The following is a 21,813-nucleotide window of genomic DNA, read 5'->3' on the forward strand; positions in this document are numbered from 1 at the left end:
AATTTATTTCTATTTTGGAAAATTAAGCTGCTTTCTAAAATGGTAAACAGGAGGTGAAAAGGATAGTTTTTATTTTTTGTCGGGTACAAAGTACTAAATTTTTAAAATATAGCAAGCTCAGCTTAACTTAATGATTGAGGAGTTATAATAAAAGATATATGACATTTAGGTTAAAAGACGTGAAAACTAGACCAATTAGTGATGCTATCTTGTTACTTGATAAGATTAATAAGAGCCAAAAAGGTAAACAATTCCTTTTCTTTAGCAATAATTCGGCTAAAAGTATCGATAAAATTCGAGTTTTATTACTTAAATTTGAGGCAAATAAATATTCGCCTGAAGAAAAAGAGGATATAATACGCGATAAGATCTTTAAGGAGCTGCAAACTAGGTTAAGCAAGAAAATAAATGATCCTGAAGCAGCAAAGGTATTTGCTGAAATTAGAGATATTCTTCAAGAAAACATTATCTATTATTCGCCAACGCCTCGTTATATATACTGGCAGGGAATAGACAAAGTTTCTAATAAGCCGCCAGGAATTGCTATCTTATGCAATGATCCAAGAAAAAAATCAAATCATCAAGGTGACTTTCCCTTAGATTTTAGTATAAAAACAATTAATAACTTAAATTATATTGCCTTAACTAAATCAGGTAACAAATTACTTAATCATTTAGTTAGTTATAGCGAAAATTATAAGATTGAAATCTATCCTACTCCTTGGAATCAGGGAAATCGTGCAATACCCCATAGTAGCTCAGCGATGGATTATGTTGCAGATGAGGTATCAATGGGCCGATTAGGAAAAGTAACTCAACAAGCCCTTGCAAAAGCATCAGGCACAGATAACAAACTTAAACAGTGTGAATGGTTAGCTAAGTGTATAAGTGATATGCCCCATATAACGCTTAAAGGCACGCCTGAAAATAAATCTTATTTTAGCAAACCATTATCATCTGATGATATTAGTGCATGGCTAGCAGGGGGCTATGATAATTTGGTTAAGAACTTTGATTCAGTTACAATTGCTCAGATACTTTGTGCCACTATTACAGTGCTTTATCCTTACACCACACCTGGTTTAGGATCAGGCACTACAATACGTTGGAATGCTTTTGACGACTATTCTAGAAATAATGAACGCCCGCCTGCTATTGGCCTTGCGCATGAATTGATCCACGCTTTCTATAATGCTGCTGGCTTACAACCAGGAAAAGAACAAGATGATACTAGTGCTGTATTTGAATTTTTAGCGGTAGGGTTAGGTGTATGGGAGAACGCTGATTTTACAGAAAATACTATTCGAGAGGAATGGGAAAGTATTTTAGAGAAAATACCAGTCGATGACGTACAGAATCGTAAAATTTCTGGAAGAAGAACTGCTTATACTAATGTTATATCTACTGAATCACCTAAAGGAAAAGAGGTGGTTAATTCCGAAAGTACGCCCATTACTGTTGCAAGCCCTTAATTATTCTTAAATTTTTATTAAGGCCTATTTCTTATTAGTATGTTCAAGTATGTGGATTCAAAAGACTTTTTCTAGCGAGTGTAGGAGTCACCTAGCTCAACCTTTCATACCTTAAACCAGGGAAAATTTTCACGCGCCCCTTTCTGTTAGATTTTAAATTTATAAAATCTCAGTTGAATGATATGTGGTTGTTGGGCTGAGTAGCCCAACCTACAAGTCATTTACGGGGAGGTTTAGAAAGGCCCAACGCTGAGATGGCCTTATTTTGTGACCATCTCTTAAGAAGCCTACTAGTTTACAGATAACAACCTATTCCGGTAGCGCCAATAATATCGCATTGTTTAAACTTAGAAGTATCTAAAGTAAGTTCAGCTGTACCATAGTGCGCAATAATTACATCATTTTTCTTTTCTAAGCTTACTTGTTGATAAATTTCTTTAACTTGGCAAGCAGATTTAGTGAGCTGCCAGCGAGTTAAGTCATTTTCTAACGTTATGCTAGCAAATTGATATCCACCTTGACAGGCTTTCAATGAAATGTTTTTGCCATTAGAAGGAGCTGTAAACATAATATCATAATGAGCTTGCGCAGCTTTAACAGCGTTAAAGGCATCTAAAATACCATGGCCACAAGGCTTTGCGCCTATACACGATTTATTAGCATCACTGGATTGACCAAAATTATGAGTCGTTGTATATAAAATTGTTTCTACCTGCTCTGGCGAAATATTATTATTTACTGCATAAAGTAAACCAGCTACCCCAGCTGCATGTGGTGCTGCCATACTTGTTCCTTGATAAAAGTCAAATCCAGACCCTTGGTAGCCGCCACCAGGATTTACAGTTGATAATATTCCACCACTCGTTTTGCCATAACGAACATCGCCACCAGGTGCTGCAAAGCTTATCCCTGGTCCATAGTTAGAATAGTAGGCTCTTAAACCTTCAGGACCAACTGAAGCCACTTTAATAGCACTATTACATACTGCTGGTGCATTATAATGCTCCCACTGATTATCATTTCCAGCAGCCACAGTAAGTACCGCGCCCTTGCTTCTGGCAAAAGTTAATGCCTCTTGCAAAGCCTCATCACAATGATCAATCTCCTTACCCGGACGTTCATCTACGCCAAAACTCATATTTAACACTTTAGCAGGATAAGGATTAACTGGTGCACCAGGTACATCACCACCAACTGCCCAATAAATTGCATTAATCACCTGACTTTCATAAAACATACCTGACTCATTAGGAATTTTTACGGGTAATATCTTTAAATGCTCACCAACACCTTGAATAACATTACCTGATGCAGCAATTGTTCCTGCTACATGAGTTCCATGATAGGATTTTGTTTCATCAGCTAAATTTTGATTATTGCCAGCAAAATTCCAACCCCAAACTTTACCTTTTTTATCTTTAATTAAACTGTTGCTTAAATGAGGATTAAGCGCAATCCCTGTATCTAAAACAGCAACTACTATAGGTGGTGTAGCGCTACCTGTAGTCTGCGACCAAGCGCCATCGCGTAAACCTGCAGCAGACTCTAACATAATACCGCCTGGCGCTTTAAATTCATCCCATTGTAGTTCATGAGACAAACTAGCTTGGGTTTCTGTGGTGACGGTAGCTAGTGGCTTAAAGTAGCCAATTCGGTCTTTAACCGCATACAATACAGCTGGGTTTTTTCTAATTGACTGAATAAAATTATCAATAGCTTCAGCTTTATCAGTTTTAAAAGTTGTAATAGCATCTTGTTTTATCGTAAGCGTATAAGCACCGCCTGCAATTGGCTGCATTGAATTAATCGGTAAATTAAAAAATTTACTAGCCATTTCTTTTGTGGCAGTCTGCATTGCACCCTGTTTATATTTCACAATAATTCTAATGACATCTTCCTGGTTCCCTGCACTGCCTGCCTGTCCAATTGACAGCAACGTCAACGCCATTAAAGTTTTTTTATACTTTACCATTTCCACTCCTTAGTTATCATTTACGCTGACTTATAATTGGTAAACAGCAAAGTAGCCAGTATGAAATAGAATTTGAAAATCAACAAGTAATGTGACTTCTTTTATGTACTAAACTTAGCGGTAAGAAACATCATTACAAGGATAAACTATGGTAAAATATAATGGCTCACATCATGTTGTACCTAGTGAAGATGGTGGTTGGCTTGTTAAACGCGCAGGTTCAAAACGCGCTTTCCGCCGTTTTACTACGAAGAATGAAGCGGTTAAGGCCGCAAGAGAAATTAGCCGCAACCAAAACACCGAACTATTTATTCACAATAAAGAAGGTAAGATTGAAATAAAAGACAGCCACGGCCATGATTCTTATCCCCCCAAAGGTTAACTCATCTCCCCAGGCTTAGTTGATTAATTTTATCTCACACAAGCAATATTTTAACTAAGCCTTAAAATTTTTCTTCACTTTTTTAGCTATTTATTGGTATGTTTTAGGAGATGATAAAAAATCATTTAAAGAAGAAAAATTAGTAAGGAGTACTATGAAAAATTTAACAGCTCTAGAAACAAAAAATTTAATAAACTTCTTTAAAAGTCAAACAAAAACGAATGTCTGGGAGAAGGGAAAACTTTATACACTTAATGATAAGACTTCTATTTTGTTTAATTATAATGTCGTGCGTCACAAAACTAAAAATGGGCGTGATGTGCGGTATGAATTTATTAGCCCGCACCTAGTTGGTGAAGGGAGTATGGGTAGCGTTTTTGATATTCAAGCCACTTTGGCTATTAAAAAAGATAAACTTCATTTTAAGCAGTATGGCTATAATGGAAAAAGTCGCGTTGTTAAAATACAACATCATAATTATAAACGTCCACTTCTTACAGCCATTACAGAATATCGATTATCGCAGCAAGCTAATCACTTAGCTATCAAAGAACCTGTCTTTAATGACAATATAAGTTACACTGTTATGGAAAAATTAAAAGGCAGTGAACTCTATAATCTCATTTTTGATGATATACATCAAAAGCGCGTGTTAACTCTAAATGAACGTGTTGAACTTACTTATGCTCTTTTAAATGCTTTAAAAACACAAGTTACCGATAAAAATATTCTTCATCGCGATATTAAGCTTGAAAATATTTTTGTTGATTTAACTTATCCAATCAAAATAACTATTTTTGATTATGGATTAAGTACGTCAATTAATAATCCAGATAATAAAGCAGTAGGGACACCTGGCTATGCCGCACCAGAAATATATGAGCATGGTAAACAAACACCAGCGTTAGATATTTTTTCCATGGGACAGGTACTTACCTTAATATGGCATGCAGACACAGGAATATTTGCCAAGCCTTGTGATTTATATTATAAAGCAAAAAATATAAAGCTAGACGGCATATTTGCAGATATTGACGGACTGGATGCACAGAGCAAACAGATTATTACTACTTTATTAACTAACATGCTGAAAGCAGAAAGCCAAGAGCGTATTACCATTGACACTGCCATTAGTTCATTTAAACCCATTTACAACCAATATGCTATTTTGCCAACGAAAGAGCAGCTTGCAGTAGAGACAAAAGTTCAACTAGCGAAAAATCAACTTGCAAGTCTTACTAGGGATCTTGATAAATTAATTTTATATAGTCAAACATTAAGCGCAAGTGGCCAAGTTAGCGAGGCAAATCAGTTAAATAAGTTACATGAAAAAGTTAAAGCTAAATTAATAAAGTTACAAGCCAGTAATTGCCATGCATTTAGTGACAAAGTTGATAATTACTTAAAAGAAGCTTTAAAAAAGATAACTTCTTGTGAAGTTCGCTTTTCCAAATATAAAGAGGTTACTACTTTATTAACTAATTTATTTACCTCTATAAACAATGTGCATGCTCATTTTATTAATCACCCTAAGCGAGAAAATAACCCAATAACCCATAATAACTTTTTATTTTTTAATAGAGCACATGCCACAACTAGTCGGTTTAATAAAGAAGCCTTTTTATCAAAAACATTAAAAACAATTGGCTGTAGAGAACAGGATGAAGTAGAAAAAGCAAACCCATTAACATCAATGCCGCTCGCTGTTTTTTAAAGCTAGTGTTTTTTATTTTCTGGTGCGAAATGAAATAGGGGATCACCTTCATTAACCAGTGGTGAGGTCGATTTACCAATAATAGTTCCGGTACAAGGGGCTCGTACTTGCTGAGCTAATTCTAAGTCAAAGGGATCTAGTATTTCAGCAAGTATTTGATTTTTTTTAATATGATGGCTAACTTCTTTATGGCTTAGTAATAAGCCCCCAGCCGGGGCTCTAATCCAGATTAATTCGCGATAACAAATCGGTTTTTTATGTTTTTTAGCCCATTTATCATCAATCATATTAAGGTATGATAGAACATTTAACACGCCCTGCAAGCCAATTTTAATACATGCATCCTCAATTCTTAGCGCCTCTCCCGCTTCAAATACCAATAAAGGAATATCAAGAGACATGGTTAACCCTCGTAATGATTTTTCCTTTACGGGGCTATCAATAATAGTAACGCCAAAGTGTTCCTTGTAATGTTTTTAAAGCTTGATGATTATGAAGACGATTTATAATTTCTATGCCGTTTAATTCATTACCATGTAAGGTACTTAACACAAAAGCCTTAGGCCCTATATACTTGCCATGAAACACATAGATAGTTATTTTCATTCGCCTACTTGTATAAAAATTAGCAATCTTCCTGCAACATAGTATAAATTTTTTCAACTGAAACAGGCTTACTAAATAAGTAGCCTTGATAATAATTACAACCAAACTTCTTTAATAAGTTTAATTGCTCTTTGGTTTCCACCCCTTTAGCTATAGCTTTAACATTTAATGATTTAGACATAGCAATAATGGCTTTTACAATTGCTTGACAATTTTTATCTGAGGTTAATTGATTAATAAATATCTGATCAATTTTAATAATATCTACCATTAAATCTTTTAAAGATGATAAAGATAAAGAACCTGTGCCAAAATCATCAATAGACAATTTAACGCCTAACTCTTTTAATTTTTTTAAAATACTTAAATTATCCTCATACACAGACATTAAAGTATTTTCTGTAATTTCTATTTCTAAATACGCAGGATTAAGTTTAGTTGATGTAAGGATAGCTTTTAAACGCTCAATAAAATGAAAATTAAGTTGTTGCATAGATACATTTACAGCAACGTTAAGTGCTTTATACAGTCCATCTTCTTGCCAGCTTTTAATCTGATAACAGGCTGTATGTAAAACCCATTCACCTATGGGAATCATAAGACTGCTTTCTTCAGCTAATGAAAGAAATTCTTTAGGATAAACAATTTTATTATGATTATGATGCCAACGGATTAAAGCTTCTAAACCGCTTAATTTTCCAGTCTTTACCGCTACTTGAGGTTGATAATAGAGAATAAACTCTTGTTTTTCTATAGCCCGATGTAGATTACTTTCTAAAGTTAATTTTTGTTGCTTAAAAGCAGAAATGGTAGATACATAAAATTGATAACGATTACGACCATGTATTTTGGCATAATACATAGCTGTATCAGCATTTTTTATAAGTTTTTTAGCATTGTTACTATTTTTAGGATAAATCGCGATACCAATGCTTACCGTTATATAAGTTTTTTTATTATTTAGAGAAAAAGGTTTTGCTAGGACAGTTAAAAGATTTTGCGCAATGACTGTAAGATCTTTTTTATTATTAATATTAGGTAAAATAATAATAAACTCATCACCACCAACGCGAGCAATAAAATCTAGATTACGGACATTATTACGAATACGAGCCGCTACCTCTTTTAACAAAAGATCACCGTAGTCATGACCCAATGTATCATTTATTCTTTTGAAATTATCTAAATCTAAATAAAATAAACTCAATATAGTTTGCTCGGTCTGAGCATTTAAAATAGCCTGATTTAAATTATTTTCTAAAGAAACACGATTTCCTAAACCGGTTAATACATCATGTCTAGCTAAATATAGTAGCTCATTTTGCGCACGTTTACGCTTAATAAAAACACCTATATGATCGCCAATTTTGCTAAAAATGGCAGTCAAATTAACGTTAGGCACTTTTAAAAATTTACTAAAAAAGATAACAGCCCCTATTACTTCTTGATTATAAGTTATAGGGAAGCCAAAAAAACTTTGTAGTCCTTTTTTAACAAATGGAGCTAAATCTTTGGCAAGAGAATTGGTTTTTAAATCAAGGATCCAATACGGTTTTTTTAATTGCCAAATTAGGCCCGGCAAGCCTTCTCCTTTATTGTAATGTTGGTTATGATTTACTTTTTCTAATTCCTGGTAATATTCTTTGGAAGACCAAAAAGAAAGGCTATATAATCGGGCTTTACACTGATCAAGTACCCATAATTCACCTAGTTGCCAATCAAATATTTCACAAATAGTTTTTAAAAGACTATGAGAGGAACCGTGTAAATTAGATGCTTTAGCTAACGCTAAGGTTATTTTATATTGAATAGCTAATTGCTGTTCATATAGTTTGGTTTTGGTAATATCACGAATAATAATAGATGCACTTAATACTTTATTAGCTTTAACATTCAAAGGGGAAATCGTGAGAGCTACATCTAATAACCGATTATGTTTACCCTTTAAGACGGTTTCATATTGATTAATATCAGCATCCACTGCAATTTGCTGAATTAACTTTTCTCCTTCTTCTTGCCTGTCTTTTGGAAATAGCACTGTAATTGATTGACCAATCATTTCCTGTGCTCGATAGAAATAAATCTTCTCCGCTGCTTTATTCCAACTAAGTATAATCCCTTGGACACTAACACTTAAAATAGCATCAGATGCCTGCTCAACAATAGCATTTAATCTAGACGCTGATTGTTTCACTTTTTCGCGTTCAATTGCATAATAAATAGCTCGAGATAGCAAATGACTAGTTAGTTCTGATTTAAACAATAAATCTTGTACGCCTTCTTTAATAAGTTTTAAGGCCAAATCATGGTCAATAGCGTCACTAATCAGAAGAATAGGAATGTCACAAATAGCGGCTTTTATTTGCTTAAAATTAGCTAATTTACGTGGAGTATTAGGTGTTAAATTGACTAAAATTACTGTAAATTTGTCGATTTTATCTATTATATTATTAAATTTATTATAAGTAATAACTTGAAAGTCAAAGTTTTCGATACTTGACAATAAATATTGTGTTAGTGTGGAATCCCCTCTTTTACTTTCAATAACTAATACTTTTACCTTATTAATCATGTTACTTACTTTTAGTAGAACCAAATTAACAATTTAAATAATTACCCTTACCTCAATTCACTAGAATTTTTTACATAAAGTACTTTCTTTAAGATTAGTATAGACAGTTTCTGATTATGCGAATTAATTTTTACTTCTCTAAGTAAATAATTTAAACTGTTTTAATAAATTTATAACGTTATAGCTGCACTTACTTGTGTCTAAAATTTAGAGATAACAATATAAATGCGGTAGAATTCTAGCTCAAATAATAAATATTTTAGGATTAAAAATGTCTTTTCTTCTTGATGAACGCATTAGCTCGACCTGCTTTTCATTAGGAAATGGGCCTGTATCAACAATTTTATTAAAAAATAATGCTGATTATCCCTGGCTAATACTGGTGCCAAGAATAGAGAATGTCCAAGAGCTTGAGCAATTACCAAGTACAGCAAGGTATCTGTTAATCGATGAAATTAGTTTACTTTCAAATGTCATGCAAAATTATTTCAAACCCAATAAACTTAACATCGGCACTTTAGGAAATATCGTTTCTCAATTACATATTCACCTTGTGGCTCGTTTTAGCCATGATAAATTATGGCCTCATTCCGTATGGCAAGCAGCTGAAGCAACGCCTTACGACAAGCAACGCTTAGAGCCTATAGTAAAATACTTAAGCAACCAAGTTAAACTCCTTTTCCCAGAGAATTCGCTAGATTTGTCGTCAGAATTTTTTAAAATAGCTAGTGTTGAGGCAAAATCAAACGAAAAGAATACTGAAAAAGCTTAGTATACATAAGCATTTTGCAGGATTTTCGTACGTTACAACAAATATAGTCTTTCGATACGGGCGAGATGATCTCTTAATACTGTTAACTTGAGAACCTTGTCATTTCCGCGTAAGTGGAAATCTATCTTCATACTTGCATGGTGCCTAAATAGCCATAGATTCCCGCCTGCGCGGGAATGACAGCATGAAAAACTGCCTTAATATGGGTACGCTTTAAGAAAGAACTCTATCATTTCCAAAGAACCCTATCATCTTCGAAGAATCTTGTCATTTTCGAAGCATCCTGTCATTTCCGCGTAGGTGGAAATCTATCTTCATACTGGCACAGTGCCTAAATAGCAATAGATTCCCGCCTGCGCGGGAATGACAACATGGAAAAATGCCTTAATATGGGTACGCTTTAAAAACTCTATCATTTCCAAAGAACCCTATCATTTCTGAAGAATCCTATTATCTTCGAAAAATCCTGTCATTTCCGCGTAGGCGGAAATCTATCTTCATACTGGCACAGTGCCTAATAGCCATAGATTCCCGCCTGCGCGGGAATGACAACATAGAAAAATGCCTTAATAGGGGACGCTTTAAAAACTCTGTCATTTCCAAAGAACCCTATCATTTCCGAAGAATCTTGTCATTTTCGAAGAACCTTGTCATTTCCGCGTAGGCGGAAATCTATCTTCATACTGGCACAATACCTAATAGCAATAGATTCCCGCCTATGGAAATGACAGCGCTGTTTTTAAATTAACACTATTAGGTAATCACGTACTTTTGTGTTTGAGATTGTTCATTAATACTTGTTTTGCAAGCTGACTAGTATAAAATTACTCTAAAAATTTAAGATGAATAATCCCGCCACGTTTAAATAAATCAAAAAATAACATTCTTAAACGTATAAAAAATGGAAAATAATATTTAAATTTTATTGGTTGAAAATAAGTGGTTTGCGCAACAAGTTTGATATTACTTGACCACCGCTCCAGTTCATAACCATAATCCAATCCCCACTGTAATTTAGCACCTTGCATGTTGGCTTGCGCTAAAATTTCATTTACATAAGCTAGGCCTGCCTTGGGAATTGTATCGAAAATCAATTCATTTTGTGGAAATTCATCAGCCATAGCCGTAAGCACAGCTTGTACTTCGATTTCTTGAAAATACATAAACAAGCCACCAGCTATGAAAAAAATATTTTTATTTGTTTGCTTGACTGTATCGATCCAATCTAAATCAAGTATTGATTTCGCAAGGTAAAGAACTCTTTGATTTGGCAGAGGCAATAATTCCTGGCGTATTGCCATTACTGAAGGTAAATCAATATCAATCCAGGTTAATTGCTTATTATCAACTCGATAAAAGGTAGTATCTAAGCCTGCTCCTAAATTTACAATCGTAGCTTTTGGGTATTTATGTAAGTAAACTTTAATAGCTTCATCAAATTGATAAGCACGAGCTATCATCCAGATGGCTGTTGAGTGACCAATATTTCTAAATAAGCTTTTGAAATCATAATTAATTTCTTCAATTAATTTAATGGCTTGCTTATCATATAAAGGCGGGTTAGGTAATTGGCTAAATTTAGCTCGAGCAAGTAAGGGAAGTAATAATGTTTGCGGCACACCTGTTAAATCGAAATTAATTTTTCTATCATGCATATCCATTCACATTTAATCCATTAAATGAAGATAGTTTAAATGGCTTTAGACAAGGTTGTAATACTTTTTTAATATAATTTGATGAGTTATTAAAGGTTAGCACTTACTATTATAATAATTGAAAAAACATCCTCATTTAGCTTAAAATCAGACCATCTTACGTATTTAATTAAATTTTTATGTTTTTTAAACCGCCAGAAATAGCTAATTTTACTTGGCAATCAGCGCATGGTCCTATCCAATATGCAAACTTTAAGAATAACGCATCAATAGAGCTAAGCGATGCATATCCTGCTATGGGATGTATCACTGTAATAACTAATAATAAAAATTTTGGCACATTAACTCATCTAGATACAGAAATAACAATTGCTAAATTTATTAAATGCTTAGATAACCTACTTAACGAGCAAAAAGCAGATAGTGAGACAATTTTAGTTGGTGGCAACAATAAGCCCGAAAGCAAAGCTTTTTTAAAAAAATTACGCGAAGCTTTACAAGCAAATAATTATAATATTACGCAAGAAGAAACCGGTGGAAACTTGTTTATTAAACGCCACTCTATCTTATGTCAAGATAAAGTTAAGGTAAAAATTTATAATCTTAATCAAAAGATAGTAAAGCCTACTGTAAAAGAATTATTTTTTAATTATGCTTCTTATACTTCTCAAATAACTTTAATCGATCAGTAAGGGTTCTAATCTAGGTAAGCTCTACAGCTATAAATATGAGCTATTTAAGCTGGGTAGCTTTTTTGTTTAAATAGGTTTCACAGCCCTCCGTGGTGAATGGCCGTGAATAATAGTAGCCTTGAATACCGTCTACTCCATTTAATTGCAGCATTTTAAGTTGGGTTTCATTTTCTACTCCTTCGGCTATTACCTGGAGATTAAGCTTATGAGCCATCATCGTGATTCCACTAATTATAGTTTGATCTAGATGATCGGTAGCACAATTCTGCACAAAAACTTTATCGATCTTTATTTTATTAACAGGTAAATTTTTTAAATAAGATAAACCTGAATACCCCGTACCAAAATCGTCCATAACCAACTTAACACCTAATTCCTGTAATGCTTTAAGCTCTTTAAATAATTTATCGCTATACTCAATGAATACTGTTTCGGTAATTTCTAATTCAAGGCAAGAAGAATCTAGTTGCGTTTCAAGCAAGACCTTATAAATAAGTTCACTAAGTGATTGACGTAAAAACTGCACTGGAGAAATATTAATAGCTACGGGACCCGGAAGTAAGTTTGCTGTTTGCCATAATTTTATCTGCCTACAAGCGGTTTTAATAATCCACTCACTAACTAAAACCATAAGTGGGCTTTTTTCTAATGTTTGAATAAAATCCCCTGCATCTAAAATTCCTTTTTCAGGATGATTCCAACGCAGTAAGGTTTCAAGTCCAATAATTTCTCCAGAATTGATATCATAAAAAGGCTGATACATTAAGAAAAATTCTTGATTATCATAAGCACGCTGTAAATCTTTATCTAGACCATAATTCTTTTGATATTCTTCATGTAATTGAGTTGAATAATAATGAAATTGATTTCGACCTTTTCCTTTTGCCTGATATAAAGCTGTATCAGCAAGCTTAAGTAGTTTTTCGATATCATTGCCATGATCAGGAAAAATACTTATACCCATACTAAAAGTAATTTGGACTAAATGTTCTTCTATTTGAATAGGCTTTACTAATTCTTTAAAAATGCGCTCAACAATAAACGTGATTTGCTCTTGAGAGGTAATATTAGCAAGCATAATAGCAAATTCATCACCCCCTATACGAGCTGCCATATCTCCCTCACGCAGCGTCTTAAGGAATATTTGCGCAACATACATTAATAATTTATCACCATTATCATGGCCTAAAGTATCGTTTATAGCTTTAAAATAATCTAAATCTAGAAATAATAGCGCTAATTTGTCTTGCGACCGTGTTATTTGTTTTACCGTTTGTTGAAATATTTCATAAAGCATATTGCGATTAGCTAATCCTGTTAGAGGATCATGGGTTGCTTGATAATAAAGTTTTGCATTTTCAAGGGAGGTCATCGCTTGTGATGATAGTAAATTTAAACTATCTAGATGACTAGGTGTAAAAGTATGAGTGCTACTTTTGTTTTCCAAATAAAGTATTCGACATAATTGCCCTTTATAAAAAAGAGGCATCATTAAGATGGAACGTGGGCGCTCCTGTTTTATATAAGAATCATGAAAGCTTAGCTCAGATTGAGTAGCGTCATTTAAGATAAGCGGTTTTTGTGTTCTTTGGACGCAATTTAAAATAGAGACTGGATATTTAGGTTTGGCTTCTTCTAAAGATAAACTATTTAAATAGATAGTTTGTTGTTCAAAGTCTCCTTCTGCCTCAACTACCCAGGCGTCATTCACTTTTACTAGAATAATACTACGTTGGGCACCTGAATTTTCTAAAACTATCACCATAAATTTTTGTAATAACTTATCTAGGCGAATTTCACTGGATATGAGTTGAGTAAATTTCAACATAGCCAGCATATCTAGATTTGGCGCATTCGTTTGAGGTGCTACTGCTTTTTGTAAGGTATTGTTATGAGTTAAGAATTTCGAACTAGCGAAAGTGTCTTCTAATAATTGCGTCTTAGTAATAATTCCCCAATCTTTAAAATACCGGTGAGCATTTTGCAGATAAAGCTTCGCGAACCTGTCCATTTTATTATCTAGACAATAACGACTTGCGCCCTCACTGGCTATAGCTGCCACCAGCATAAGCCCACTGGAAAGTGCAGCCTCAATAGCTTTTTCATAAAATTTAATAGTAGTTTGATTGCGCAAACGTGCCATTTCAGCGTCAATAAGTAAAGCGTAAGCTTTAAAGTTATTAGGACACCATTTCGCATATTTGTTTATAAATTTATTAAGCCCTTGCAATTGTTTTAGATAGGTTCGCTTCTCTTGTTTAGAAGCATGGGGATAATGGTAAAATAAAGACAATGCCAGAAAAAACTTACCGTCTATATTGCTAATTAAACCTTTGTCATAATCTGCTAAACGCTCATGTTGCAAACCTGCTTTAACTGCCGCTTCATAATTTCCTAGTAAAAAATGTAATCGAGTTAAATTGCTATAGAAAAAACTTAATTCAGTAATATTTTTTCCCTTAATGATAGTCTCTTCAAAATAATCAAAACGTTCAAACTCAGCAAATCCAAGCTTCTCTAAACACTTTACGGAATACTCCAAAAATTGGCCCATGGTAACAAAGTCAGATATGTTAACTCTGGCTATGAAAGATGAAAAAGAAAGCAAACTTTTCTTAAGCTCATTTATATCTTTTCCAGCTGAGAAAGCATGTAAAACTAATAATAAATTGCAGTAATTACTATATACAAGATCGCCTACTTCACAACATAGTTTAAATGCCTTAGTAATTGTTTGATTACAAAGGCCAAGTGGCATCTGATAAGGCTCTATAAAAGAACCGAGTACAAATTGATTTTTACCTTCAAAATTTGAGGCTCCGTATTTTAATTTTAAATTATTGTAAAGTTTGACAAAAGAGATGGCCTCATCATAAAGATTAAGTGAATGCATAATAACAAATGCATAGACAGGCATAGCCATAGAACTACTTTCAGTATAACCATAGCGTAAACTTAGACTAATACTCTTGCAAATAAGGACTACGAATAGCTGCTGGTTAACAATAAAAGAACTATTAAACAATTGCGTTATAAGATCAGCAATTGCTTTCTGCATAGGCTCTACCATAGGTTGTAGTTCAATATCTTCAATGTTTGTTTTTCTTAATTGCATTTTAATATTAAAAATAGCGTTTAAGATTTGTAATTTATTGGGATTTTTAGATATTTTTATCCCAAATTTTCGTAAAATATTAATGCCTAGATCTAAAGATTCGTTATGCTTTCCAAGAGTTGAAAACATTTCAATTCTTAAGCGATAAATTTCTAAAATGTGTAATTTATCGGTAATATGATTGAGTATTTCCGAGAAAGACTGGTCAGCTACTGTAAAATCACTAATTAAATACTTGCAGGCAGCAAATTCTTTATAAAGTTGAAAAGTTAAGTCGTAATTTTCAACCCAACAATCTTTATTTAATAATGAAATCCCAGCAGATAAATATTCATCTGCAGTGTAGTACGCTGCTGCTTGCTTTGCTTTTTGCCCAGCCCATAGATTATATTTAGCTAATAATAATTTTTCTTGGTAATCATTAATTAAAGTTAAGCTTTGATTAAAGTGGTTCATTACATCAAATAGATTTTCACTATGCGGCTCAAGCGTATTTTCCTTTAAAAGTAAACGTGCTATTTTAAGATGGATAATGGGCCTGTCTTTTTTATTAATAAGTTCGTAACTGGCTTGTTGAATTCTGTCATGAGCAAAGCGATAACGTAGAGAACTAATATTATGCTCAGTAATAATTCCCTCAAGGCCAATTAAACCCACCGTTTTGTAAGGTTCATCAAGAGGATAGATTAAATTCGCTTTAATAGCGTCACATAGTTGCTCTGCTGTTTTCTGCGTAGTTTGGCCAGTTACGGTAAGCAACGTTTTGAAATTAAATTGATGACCGAGGCAGGAAGCTAATTTTAGGTTTTCTTGAGTTGGTTCTGAAAGTAGATGAATTTTTGTTGTAAGTAAATCAACAACATTTTCTGTAGCACTTTGCTGTTTAATTTTTTCTAAGTCCCACTCCCAACCTCCTTTATCATAAGAAAAAACTAATATTTTTTTCTGATAGATAATTCTAATAAATTCATTTATGAAGAAAGGATTACCATGAGTTTTATCATATATACAACTGGCAAGCCATTGTGTTTCTCTTCTATTACCAAATAAGGTATCTGTTAAGAGCTGTTTAACGTTACTTAATTGTAAAGGTTGTAGTGTAAGCGTGCTAAAGGGTATTTTTGTCTTTTTTAAGTCATGAATTGTAAGCTGTAAAGGATGATTAGCATATACTTCATTATCACGATAAGCACCAATGATGAGCAAATAATTAGTTTCGCTATCTTGTAATAAATTTTCAATAAAATTAAGGGAAGAATTGTCAGCCCATTGTAAATCATCTAAAAATATCACTAATGGATGGCTGGCTTGCGCAAAGACGCGCACAAAGTTTTGAAATACTAAATTAAAACGAGCTTGTGCATCACTTGGGCTAAGTTTATGAACTGGTGGTTGCTTACCTATAATCAATTCAACTTCAGGAATGACATCTATGACTACTTGCCCAACGCCGCCCAAGGCTTGAATAAGGTGTGCTTTCAATTCTTGAATTCTAATTTCATTTTCTAATAATACTTGTTTAACTAGATTGCGAAAAGCACCTACAATGGCACTATAAGGCACACTTTGTTGTATTTGGTCAAATTTACCTTGAGTATAATAACCCCTATGTTGCATAATGGGCTTGTGTACTTCTTTAACTAAAGATGTTTTACCTACCCCTGAATAACCTGCAATCAATACTAATTCTTTTCTACCTTGGCTTATGCGCTCAAATGCTTCTAACAGCTGCTGCACTTGTTCTTCCCTGCCATATAAATTACGGGAAATACTTAAACGATCTCTCTTATCTTTCAATCCTAAGGTAAAATTACTAATACTACCCTTAGCCAACCATTGTCTTTTACATTCTTGTAGGTCATTTTTTAAGCCAATGATACTTGCATATCGCTCTTCCGGCATTTTTTGTAATAATTTGGCAATAATAGAAGCTAGTACCTTTGGCGCTTCAGGTCTAATTTCAAGAACATCTATTGGCTTTTTAGCAATATGACAATGGACTAGCTCTAAAGGATCATTAGTTAGAAAAGGTAATTGATTTGTTAACATTTCATAGAGCGTCACGCCTAAAGAATAAAAATCGGTTCGATAATCTACGGGGCGATTAATTCTTCCTGTTTGCTCAGGTGAAATATAAGCTAGGCCTTCGTCAAATCCACCTAAATTGAGATAATCGAATGTTTCAGACAATTTGGTAGAGGCACTAAGATCAATTAATTTTAGCGTTAATTTATTAGGTTCTATAATGATATTTGCAGAGCGTATCTCTTTATGAATAATGTTTAATTGATGTAACTCTTCAATAGAACCTACTAGCTGTAGTGCTAAATTAAGAAAATCGCCTATAGTTAACTGATGACTGCGAAGAAACAAACTTAAAGTTTGCCCTTCAACTCCTTCTAAAATTAATATAGGTTCGGAAATATTTGGAATAAAATCATAAGGTTTAATAATAGTTGAAGCTTTAATTTTTTGTAGCAAATTATATTCATGCTGTAAAATAGCTAAATTTTCAGATGGCGAACCATGGTTATTAGGAGTTTTTAACAAAACTCTGCAGCTATCTTTGTGTCTTAAGGCATAGTAGGTATCGATACTATGTTTAGTTCGCATTCTTTCTTGTAATGCATACCCAGATATGGTAACCATTCACACCCCAGTAATGCAGTGAATCCTATATTTAGCTTGATAAGAAACTACGTTAAAATAAGCAACTCTTTTAAATTATAATAAGAACTCCTATTAATCGCCATTTTTTCTGGCAAAAAATTTAATTAATTGACTAATTTTGTTACAAATAGACAATTTTCATTTGTTCTTAAAATTAACGCTAAATAGTTAGGAAGGTCCAATCTAGGCAATGAATAGATTTGATTATTTTCAGCAATAATGGCAGTTTCGAAAAAAGTCTATTAATCTATAAATTAAAAATCTAATTTAGGTAATAAATTTTAATGTCCTTGTTTGAAATAGGTCATTTAACGCCGGGCGATACGGTTGATATTGTGGCACCCTCATCAAGGTGTCATCCCAGCGTCATAGAGAAAGTTAAAGTGCTACTTCTTTCTTGGGGCCTTTATGCTCATGTGCCTCCTGATTTGCTTGGCGAGAATTTACTTTATGCTAATTCCGACGAAAAACGTTTTTTTCATTTAAAAAATGCCTTACTAAACCCTCACTCTCAAGTTATTTGGTGTTTACTTGGTGGCTTTGGTGCTACTAAACTGCTACCTATGCTTAAGCAAATTAAGCCAACTACGCTTAAACTTTTAATTGGCTTTAGTGATATTACCGCGCTTCATATTTTTTTTCAGGGACAATGGGGTTGGCCTACTTTAAGTGGTCCCTCGGCCTATCAAGTTTCTTTAAATCGCGTTTCTGAAAACTCAGTTAAATTATTAAAAGATATTCTTTTCGGTAACACAACCCTACTTCGCTATGAGAAACTTATACCCTTAAATAATTTAGCTCAAGATAAGCAAATCATAACAGCACCTATTATTGGTGGGAACTTACATTTAATTCAAGCCAGTCTTGGTACATTTTGGCAACCTGCTATAGCTAATAAAATCTTATTTATAGAAGAATTTAATGAGCGTGCTTATCGTATCGATAGAGTATTAGCCCAATTAGAGCAAGCAGGATTATTCAGACATGCAAAAGCCATTTTATTTGGCGATATGATTGATAAGGGTGAACCTAATGGCCAATTTCTTGTTAAAGAGGTAATTCAGGAGTTTGCTGCCCAATGTACCTTGCCTGTACTGCAAATAAGTAATATCGGCCATGGCCCTATTAATAATCCTCTATTACTTGGTTATTTAGCAAACCTTTATATGGGCGATAATTATTGTTTGGAATTTAGACTCTAATGGGCAATAAAGTATTATTAAGTCAAAATCTAGTGAATTATTTGGCTTCTTAATTGTTGCTTCTCCTGTAAAGTTACTTGTCTCTTTTTTTCTTTTAAAAAGCCTTGTTAACACTCACTGCAATTGACAAAAATATGACTATTTTTGTTCATAAAACCACACATTTGCAATTTTTTATTAAATATGATTAAATATTGCACGTTTGTAATTTTTGTTTAATATAAAATGAAGCAACACACAGAAAATACTTCATCTACAAATACAGCAAAGCCTTCCGAGTCAGTCGCTTTAGAGAATCATCCACCTGTAAAACAGGAAACTCAAAAATCTTTTAATGTTAGTTTTGTCAGTGGCCTCGCAACAGGCTCTCTGTTGGCTGGAGTCTTTAATCCGTGGGATAGAGCATTATATTTAGCTATAAAAGAAATTAGACCTTTTTTATCCAAAGAAAACTTTACGGCACCCTATCAGGGCTTTTCTCAAGCGCTACTACAGCGCGCTTTTTTGGGAGGTATATATTATATTGCACAAAGTCAATTAAACCAAAGTATATATCCTTATTTACGAAACCAATTAGAAGTAAGCGAACCTGTTGCCCAGTTTGCTGTTGGAGCTGTGGCTGGCAGTATTAGCGCTTGTCTAACCAATAGTATTTCTGCTGTTAAATTTCATACTTGGGGCCAGGAAAATCGATCATTTTTTTCAAGTGCTCGTGAAATGGCAAAAGCAGGTGGCTTTAAACCCTTTGTTAAAGGCACAGGCGCTACAATGGCTCGTGATATTGCTTTTGGTGGAACCTATGAAGTGATGCGTAAAATGCTCTATGATAGTTTTGCAAAAGAAAATAGCACCACAAATTCAAAAGATAATTCATCATTAAAATTTCTATGTAATATGGCATCTGCAGGTGCTGCAACCGTTATTTCTGGGCCTCTTAATTTCGCCCGTAATATTCAGTATGCAACACCACCTAATCAAAAACCACCAACAACATTTGCAGTATTACGGTCTTTATGGCGTGAAGCTAAAACGTATGAAACACCTTTAAATAAAGCACGCTTTTTTCAAGATCGTATTAAAGTAGGTTGGGGCACAGCTAGAGTTGCAGTAGGAATGACTGTTGGACAGACATTTTTTGATTATGTGAATGATAAGCTTAATGAGGCGCAGTCTGCAGAGCCTAGTAAAAAGCCTACCTGTTAATTTTTTAAAAAAAATGAACTAGCGTAATTTTAATAAGGGCTTGCATAGTTTGCGTTGAAAGCAAAAGCAGCATTACAAATTGCATTAAAATAATTTATAGCACCACTTACTAAGCTTTATCTGGTAAAAAGCTAGCTCGCAAGGAATAGTCATATGACTATTTAGACGCTCGTCGTCTCACTACTTTGCACCTTGTCTAAAATTTAGTAGGTGGCGCTATAATGGCTTAAACGCAAGATAGCTTATTTAATAATTTTATTAACTTTCGTTAATTGATTTAGCTTGCTAAGATACTTTTTTCAAGAAGATTTTTAAGGATGAAAATGAGGAGACAAAAGAGCTTATTAAGCTTTCTATTTATTGCTTTTTTAAACATTGCTACATCAGCATCTATCCTCCCTCTTGATAATAAAAAGTTTATTGCTTATACCGATGAAGGCCAAGGCACGCCACTAATCTTAATTCATGCTTTCCCAACAGACAAACAACTGTGGAAACCACAAACAGAATTAAAACAGTCATTTCGTGTGATCAGTTTGGATTTATGGGGTTTTGGGCAGTCATCTCCTGCCGATGGCAATGCTATTAGTATGGCTGATTACGCAGCCGAAGTTAAAACGTTGCTTGATCATTTACAAATTAAAAAAGCGATTATTGGTGGTGAATCAATGGGTGGCTATATTGCGCTTGCTTTTTTAAAGCTCTATCCACAAGCAGTAGAAGGCCTAGTTTTATCTAATACACAAGCTATTGCCGATAGTGATGAAGCTAAAATAAATCGAGAGAAAATAGCCCAAGAGGTATTAGAACATGGTACAGAGAAACTCATTAACGGCTTTATAGAGAACGCTCTTTCCCCTAACGCTTCTAATGACATGCGGGCACAACTTCTCGATATTTTACAATCGCAAAAGCCTACAGCCCTTGCTTCCGCCCTAAGAGGCATGTCACTTCGCGCCTCAACTGAAGATTTATTAGCGCATAGCACTCTACCTATTTTAATTATTACCAGTGAAGAAGACAAAGTTATTTCACCACAACAAAGTGAAGCCATGCATCAATTAGCTAAAAATAGTAAGCTAGTCATTTTAGCAAATGCAGGTCACCTATCTAGCTTTGAACAACCAGAACAATGGAATCAAGCTGTTAAAGAAATGTTCTTCCTACCTCATTAAATAATCAGGATTAGTAAAATGGTAGAGGTTATTATTCGTACTGCCCAAAAAAATGATTTATCGGCAATATTAGAGCTATATGCTCAACCTGAGATTGATGATGGAAAAATTCTACCTTTAACTAAAGCAGAGCATCTATTTGAAAGGATTAACGCTTATCCAGATTACAAAATTTATGCTGCAGTGGATAAAAATGAGTTTATTGTAGGTTCATTTGCTCTTTTAATTATGGACAATTTAGGCCATCTGGGAGCGCCATCCGGTATTATCGAAGATGTGGTGGTTAAGCCTAGTTTGCAGGGTAAAAGTATTGGTAAGCAAATGTTGCAACATGCCATTGAAATTTGTAAAGAAAAGCAATGCTATAAACTAGCTTTATCAGCAAATTTAAAGCGTCAATCGGCTCATTATTTTTATCAATCACTAGGCTTTAAGCAACATGGAATCAGTTTTCTTATAGAGTTTGATTAGATTAAATCTTGTGAATGCCAAGTATAAAAGCTGTTGTTGGTTTAAAGTATAAATGGTGAGTAAATATTGTGCCGATGCAATGGCCCAATCTATGCTCACTATAACATCCATCTAACTTTGAATTTGATATAAATAAAATC

15 protein-coding genes are annotated in these 21,813 nt (G+C 33.9%); 9 read left to right on the forward strand and 6 right to left on the reverse strand.

Going from position 1 to position 21,813, the window contains the following annotated elements; all coding sequences use genetic code 11:
• Positions 1–179: 179 nt before the first annotated feature.
• Complete coding sequence (locus ACNVED_RS11635; protein WP_419419180.1) at positions 180–1,472, forward strand: M91 family zinc metallopeptidase; 1,293 nt, start codon at positions 180–182, stop codon at positions 1,470–1,472.
• Between the two features lie 295 nt (positions 1,473–1,767).
• On the opposite strand, the gene ACNVED_RS11640 is transcribed toward ACNVED_RS11635, so the two are convergent.
• The gene (locus tag ACNVED_RS11640) at positions 1,768–3,444 is read right to left on the reverse strand and encodes a S8 family serine peptidase (protein ID WP_419419181.1); all 1,677 of its coding nucleotides are present in this window, start codon (positions 3,442–3,444) and stop codon (positions 1,768–1,770) included.
• 148 nt (positions 3,445–3,592) lie between these two features.
• On the opposite strand from ACNVED_RS11640, the gene ACNVED_RS11645 reads away from it, so the two are divergent.
• Both ACNVED_RS11645 and ACNVED_RS11650 read left to right on the forward strand, forming a co-directional pair.
• On the forward strand, positions 3,593–3,826 hold the full coding sequence (locus tag ACNVED_RS11645) for a DUF2188 domain-containing protein (RefSeq protein WP_419419182.1): 234 nt from the start codon (positions 3,593–3,595) through the stop codon (positions 3,824–3,826).
• Between the two features lie 154 nt (positions 3,827–3,980).
• Positions 3,981–5,540 carry a protein kinase domain-containing protein gene (locus ACNVED_RS11650; RefSeq protein WP_419419183.1) on the forward strand — a complete coding sequence of 520 codons (1,560 nt, stop codon included), beginning with the start codon at positions 3,981–3,983 and terminating at the stop codon, positions 5,538–5,540.
• 2 nt (positions 5,541–5,542) lie between these two features.
• On the opposite strand, the gene ACNVED_RS11655 is transcribed toward ACNVED_RS11650, so the two are convergent.
• The 3 genes from ACNVED_RS11655 to ACNVED_RS11665 are packed head-to-tail and all read right to left on the reverse strand — an operon-like array spanning position 5,543 to position 8,718.
• Positions 5,543–5,941: a succinylglutamate desuccinylase/aspartoacylase family protein gene (locus tag ACNVED_RS11655; RefSeq protein WP_419419184.1), complete on the reverse strand. Its 399-nt coding sequence runs from the start codon at positions 5,939–5,941 to the stop codon at positions 5,543–5,545.
• 37 nt (positions 5,942–5,978) lie between these two features.
• Positions 5,979–6,146 (reverse strand): hypothetical protein, encoded by a 168-nt coding sequence (locus ACNVED_RS11660; RefSeq protein WP_419419185.1) that lies wholly within the window; start codon positions 6,144–6,146, stop codon positions 5,979–5,981.
• A gap of 19 nt (positions 6,147–6,165) precedes the next feature.
• Entirely contained in the window at positions 6,166–8,718 is a 2,553-nt protein-coding gene (locus ACNVED_RS11665) for an EAL domain-containing protein (RefSeq protein ID WP_419419186.1), read from the reverse strand.
• Positions 8,719–8,989: 271 nt separating this feature from the next.
• On the opposite strand from ACNVED_RS11665, the gene ACNVED_RS11670 reads away from it, so the two are divergent.
• Positions 8,990–9,490: an HIT domain-containing protein gene (locus tag ACNVED_RS11670; protein ID WP_419419187.1), complete on the forward strand. Its 501-nt coding sequence runs from the start codon at positions 8,990–8,992 to the stop codon at positions 9,488–9,490.
• An 824-nt stretch (positions 9,491–10,314) separates the two neighbouring features.
• Here ACNVED_RS11670 and ACNVED_RS11675 read toward each other — a convergent pair.
• Positions 10,315–11,151 (reverse strand): class I SAM-dependent methyltransferase, encoded by an 837-nt coding sequence (locus tag ACNVED_RS11675; RefSeq protein ID WP_419419188.1) that lies wholly within the window; start codon positions 11,149–11,151, stop codon positions 10,315–10,317.
• Between the two features lie 173 nt (positions 11,152–11,324).
• Here ACNVED_RS11675 and ACNVED_RS11680 point away from each other — a divergent pair, with 173 nt between their 5' ends.
• Positions 11,325–11,837 carry a hypothetical protein gene (locus tag ACNVED_RS11680; protein ID WP_419419189.1) on the forward strand — a complete coding sequence of 171 codons (513 nt, stop codon included), beginning with the start codon at positions 11,325–11,327 and terminating at the stop codon, positions 11,835–11,837.
• A 40-nt stretch (positions 11,838–11,877) separates the two neighbouring features.
• Here the strand turns inward: ACNVED_RS11680 and ACNVED_RS11685 are convergent, their stop codons facing one another.
• Positions 11,878–17,601 (reverse strand): EAL domain-containing protein, encoded by a 5,724-nt coding sequence (locus ACNVED_RS11685; protein WP_419419190.1) that lies wholly within the window; start codon positions 17,599–17,601, stop codon positions 11,878–11,880.
• Positions 17,602–17,906: 305 nt separating this feature from the next.
• On the opposite strand from ACNVED_RS11685, the gene ACNVED_RS11690 reads away from it, so the two are divergent.
• The 4 genes from ACNVED_RS11690 to ACNVED_RS11705 all read left to right on the forward strand — a co-directional run bounded on the left by ACNVED_RS11690 (position 17,907) and on the right by ACNVED_RS11705 (position 21,673).
• Positions 17,907–18,824 (forward strand): S66 peptidase family protein, encoded by a 918-nt coding sequence (locus tag ACNVED_RS11690; RefSeq protein WP_419419191.1) that lies wholly within the window; start codon positions 17,907–17,909, stop codon positions 18,822–18,824.
• Between the two features lie 225 nt (positions 18,825–19,049).
• Positions 19,050–20,027 carry an MC/SLC25 family protein gene (locus tag ACNVED_RS11695; RefSeq protein ID WP_419419192.1) on the forward strand — a complete coding sequence of 326 codons (978 nt, stop codon included), beginning with the start codon at positions 19,050–19,052 and terminating at the stop codon, positions 20,025–20,027.
• Positions 20,028–20,350: 323 nt separating this feature from the next.
• Entirely contained in the window at positions 20,351–21,202 is an 852-nt protein-coding gene (locus ACNVED_RS11700) for an alpha/beta fold hydrolase (protein ID WP_419419193.1), read from the forward strand.
• A gap of 18 nt (positions 21,203–21,220) precedes the next feature.
• Positions 21,221–21,673 (forward strand): N-acetyltransferase family protein, encoded by a 453-nt coding sequence (locus ACNVED_RS11705; protein WP_419419194.1) that lies wholly within the window; start codon positions 21,221–21,223, stop codon positions 21,671–21,673.
• Positions 21,674–21,813: the final 140 nt, after the last annotated feature.

This window comes from Legionella sp. D16C41 (assembly GCF_048541585.1).
Taxonomy (GTDB): domain Bacteria; phylum Pseudomonadota; class Gammaproteobacteria; order Legionellales; family Legionellaceae; genus Legionella_C.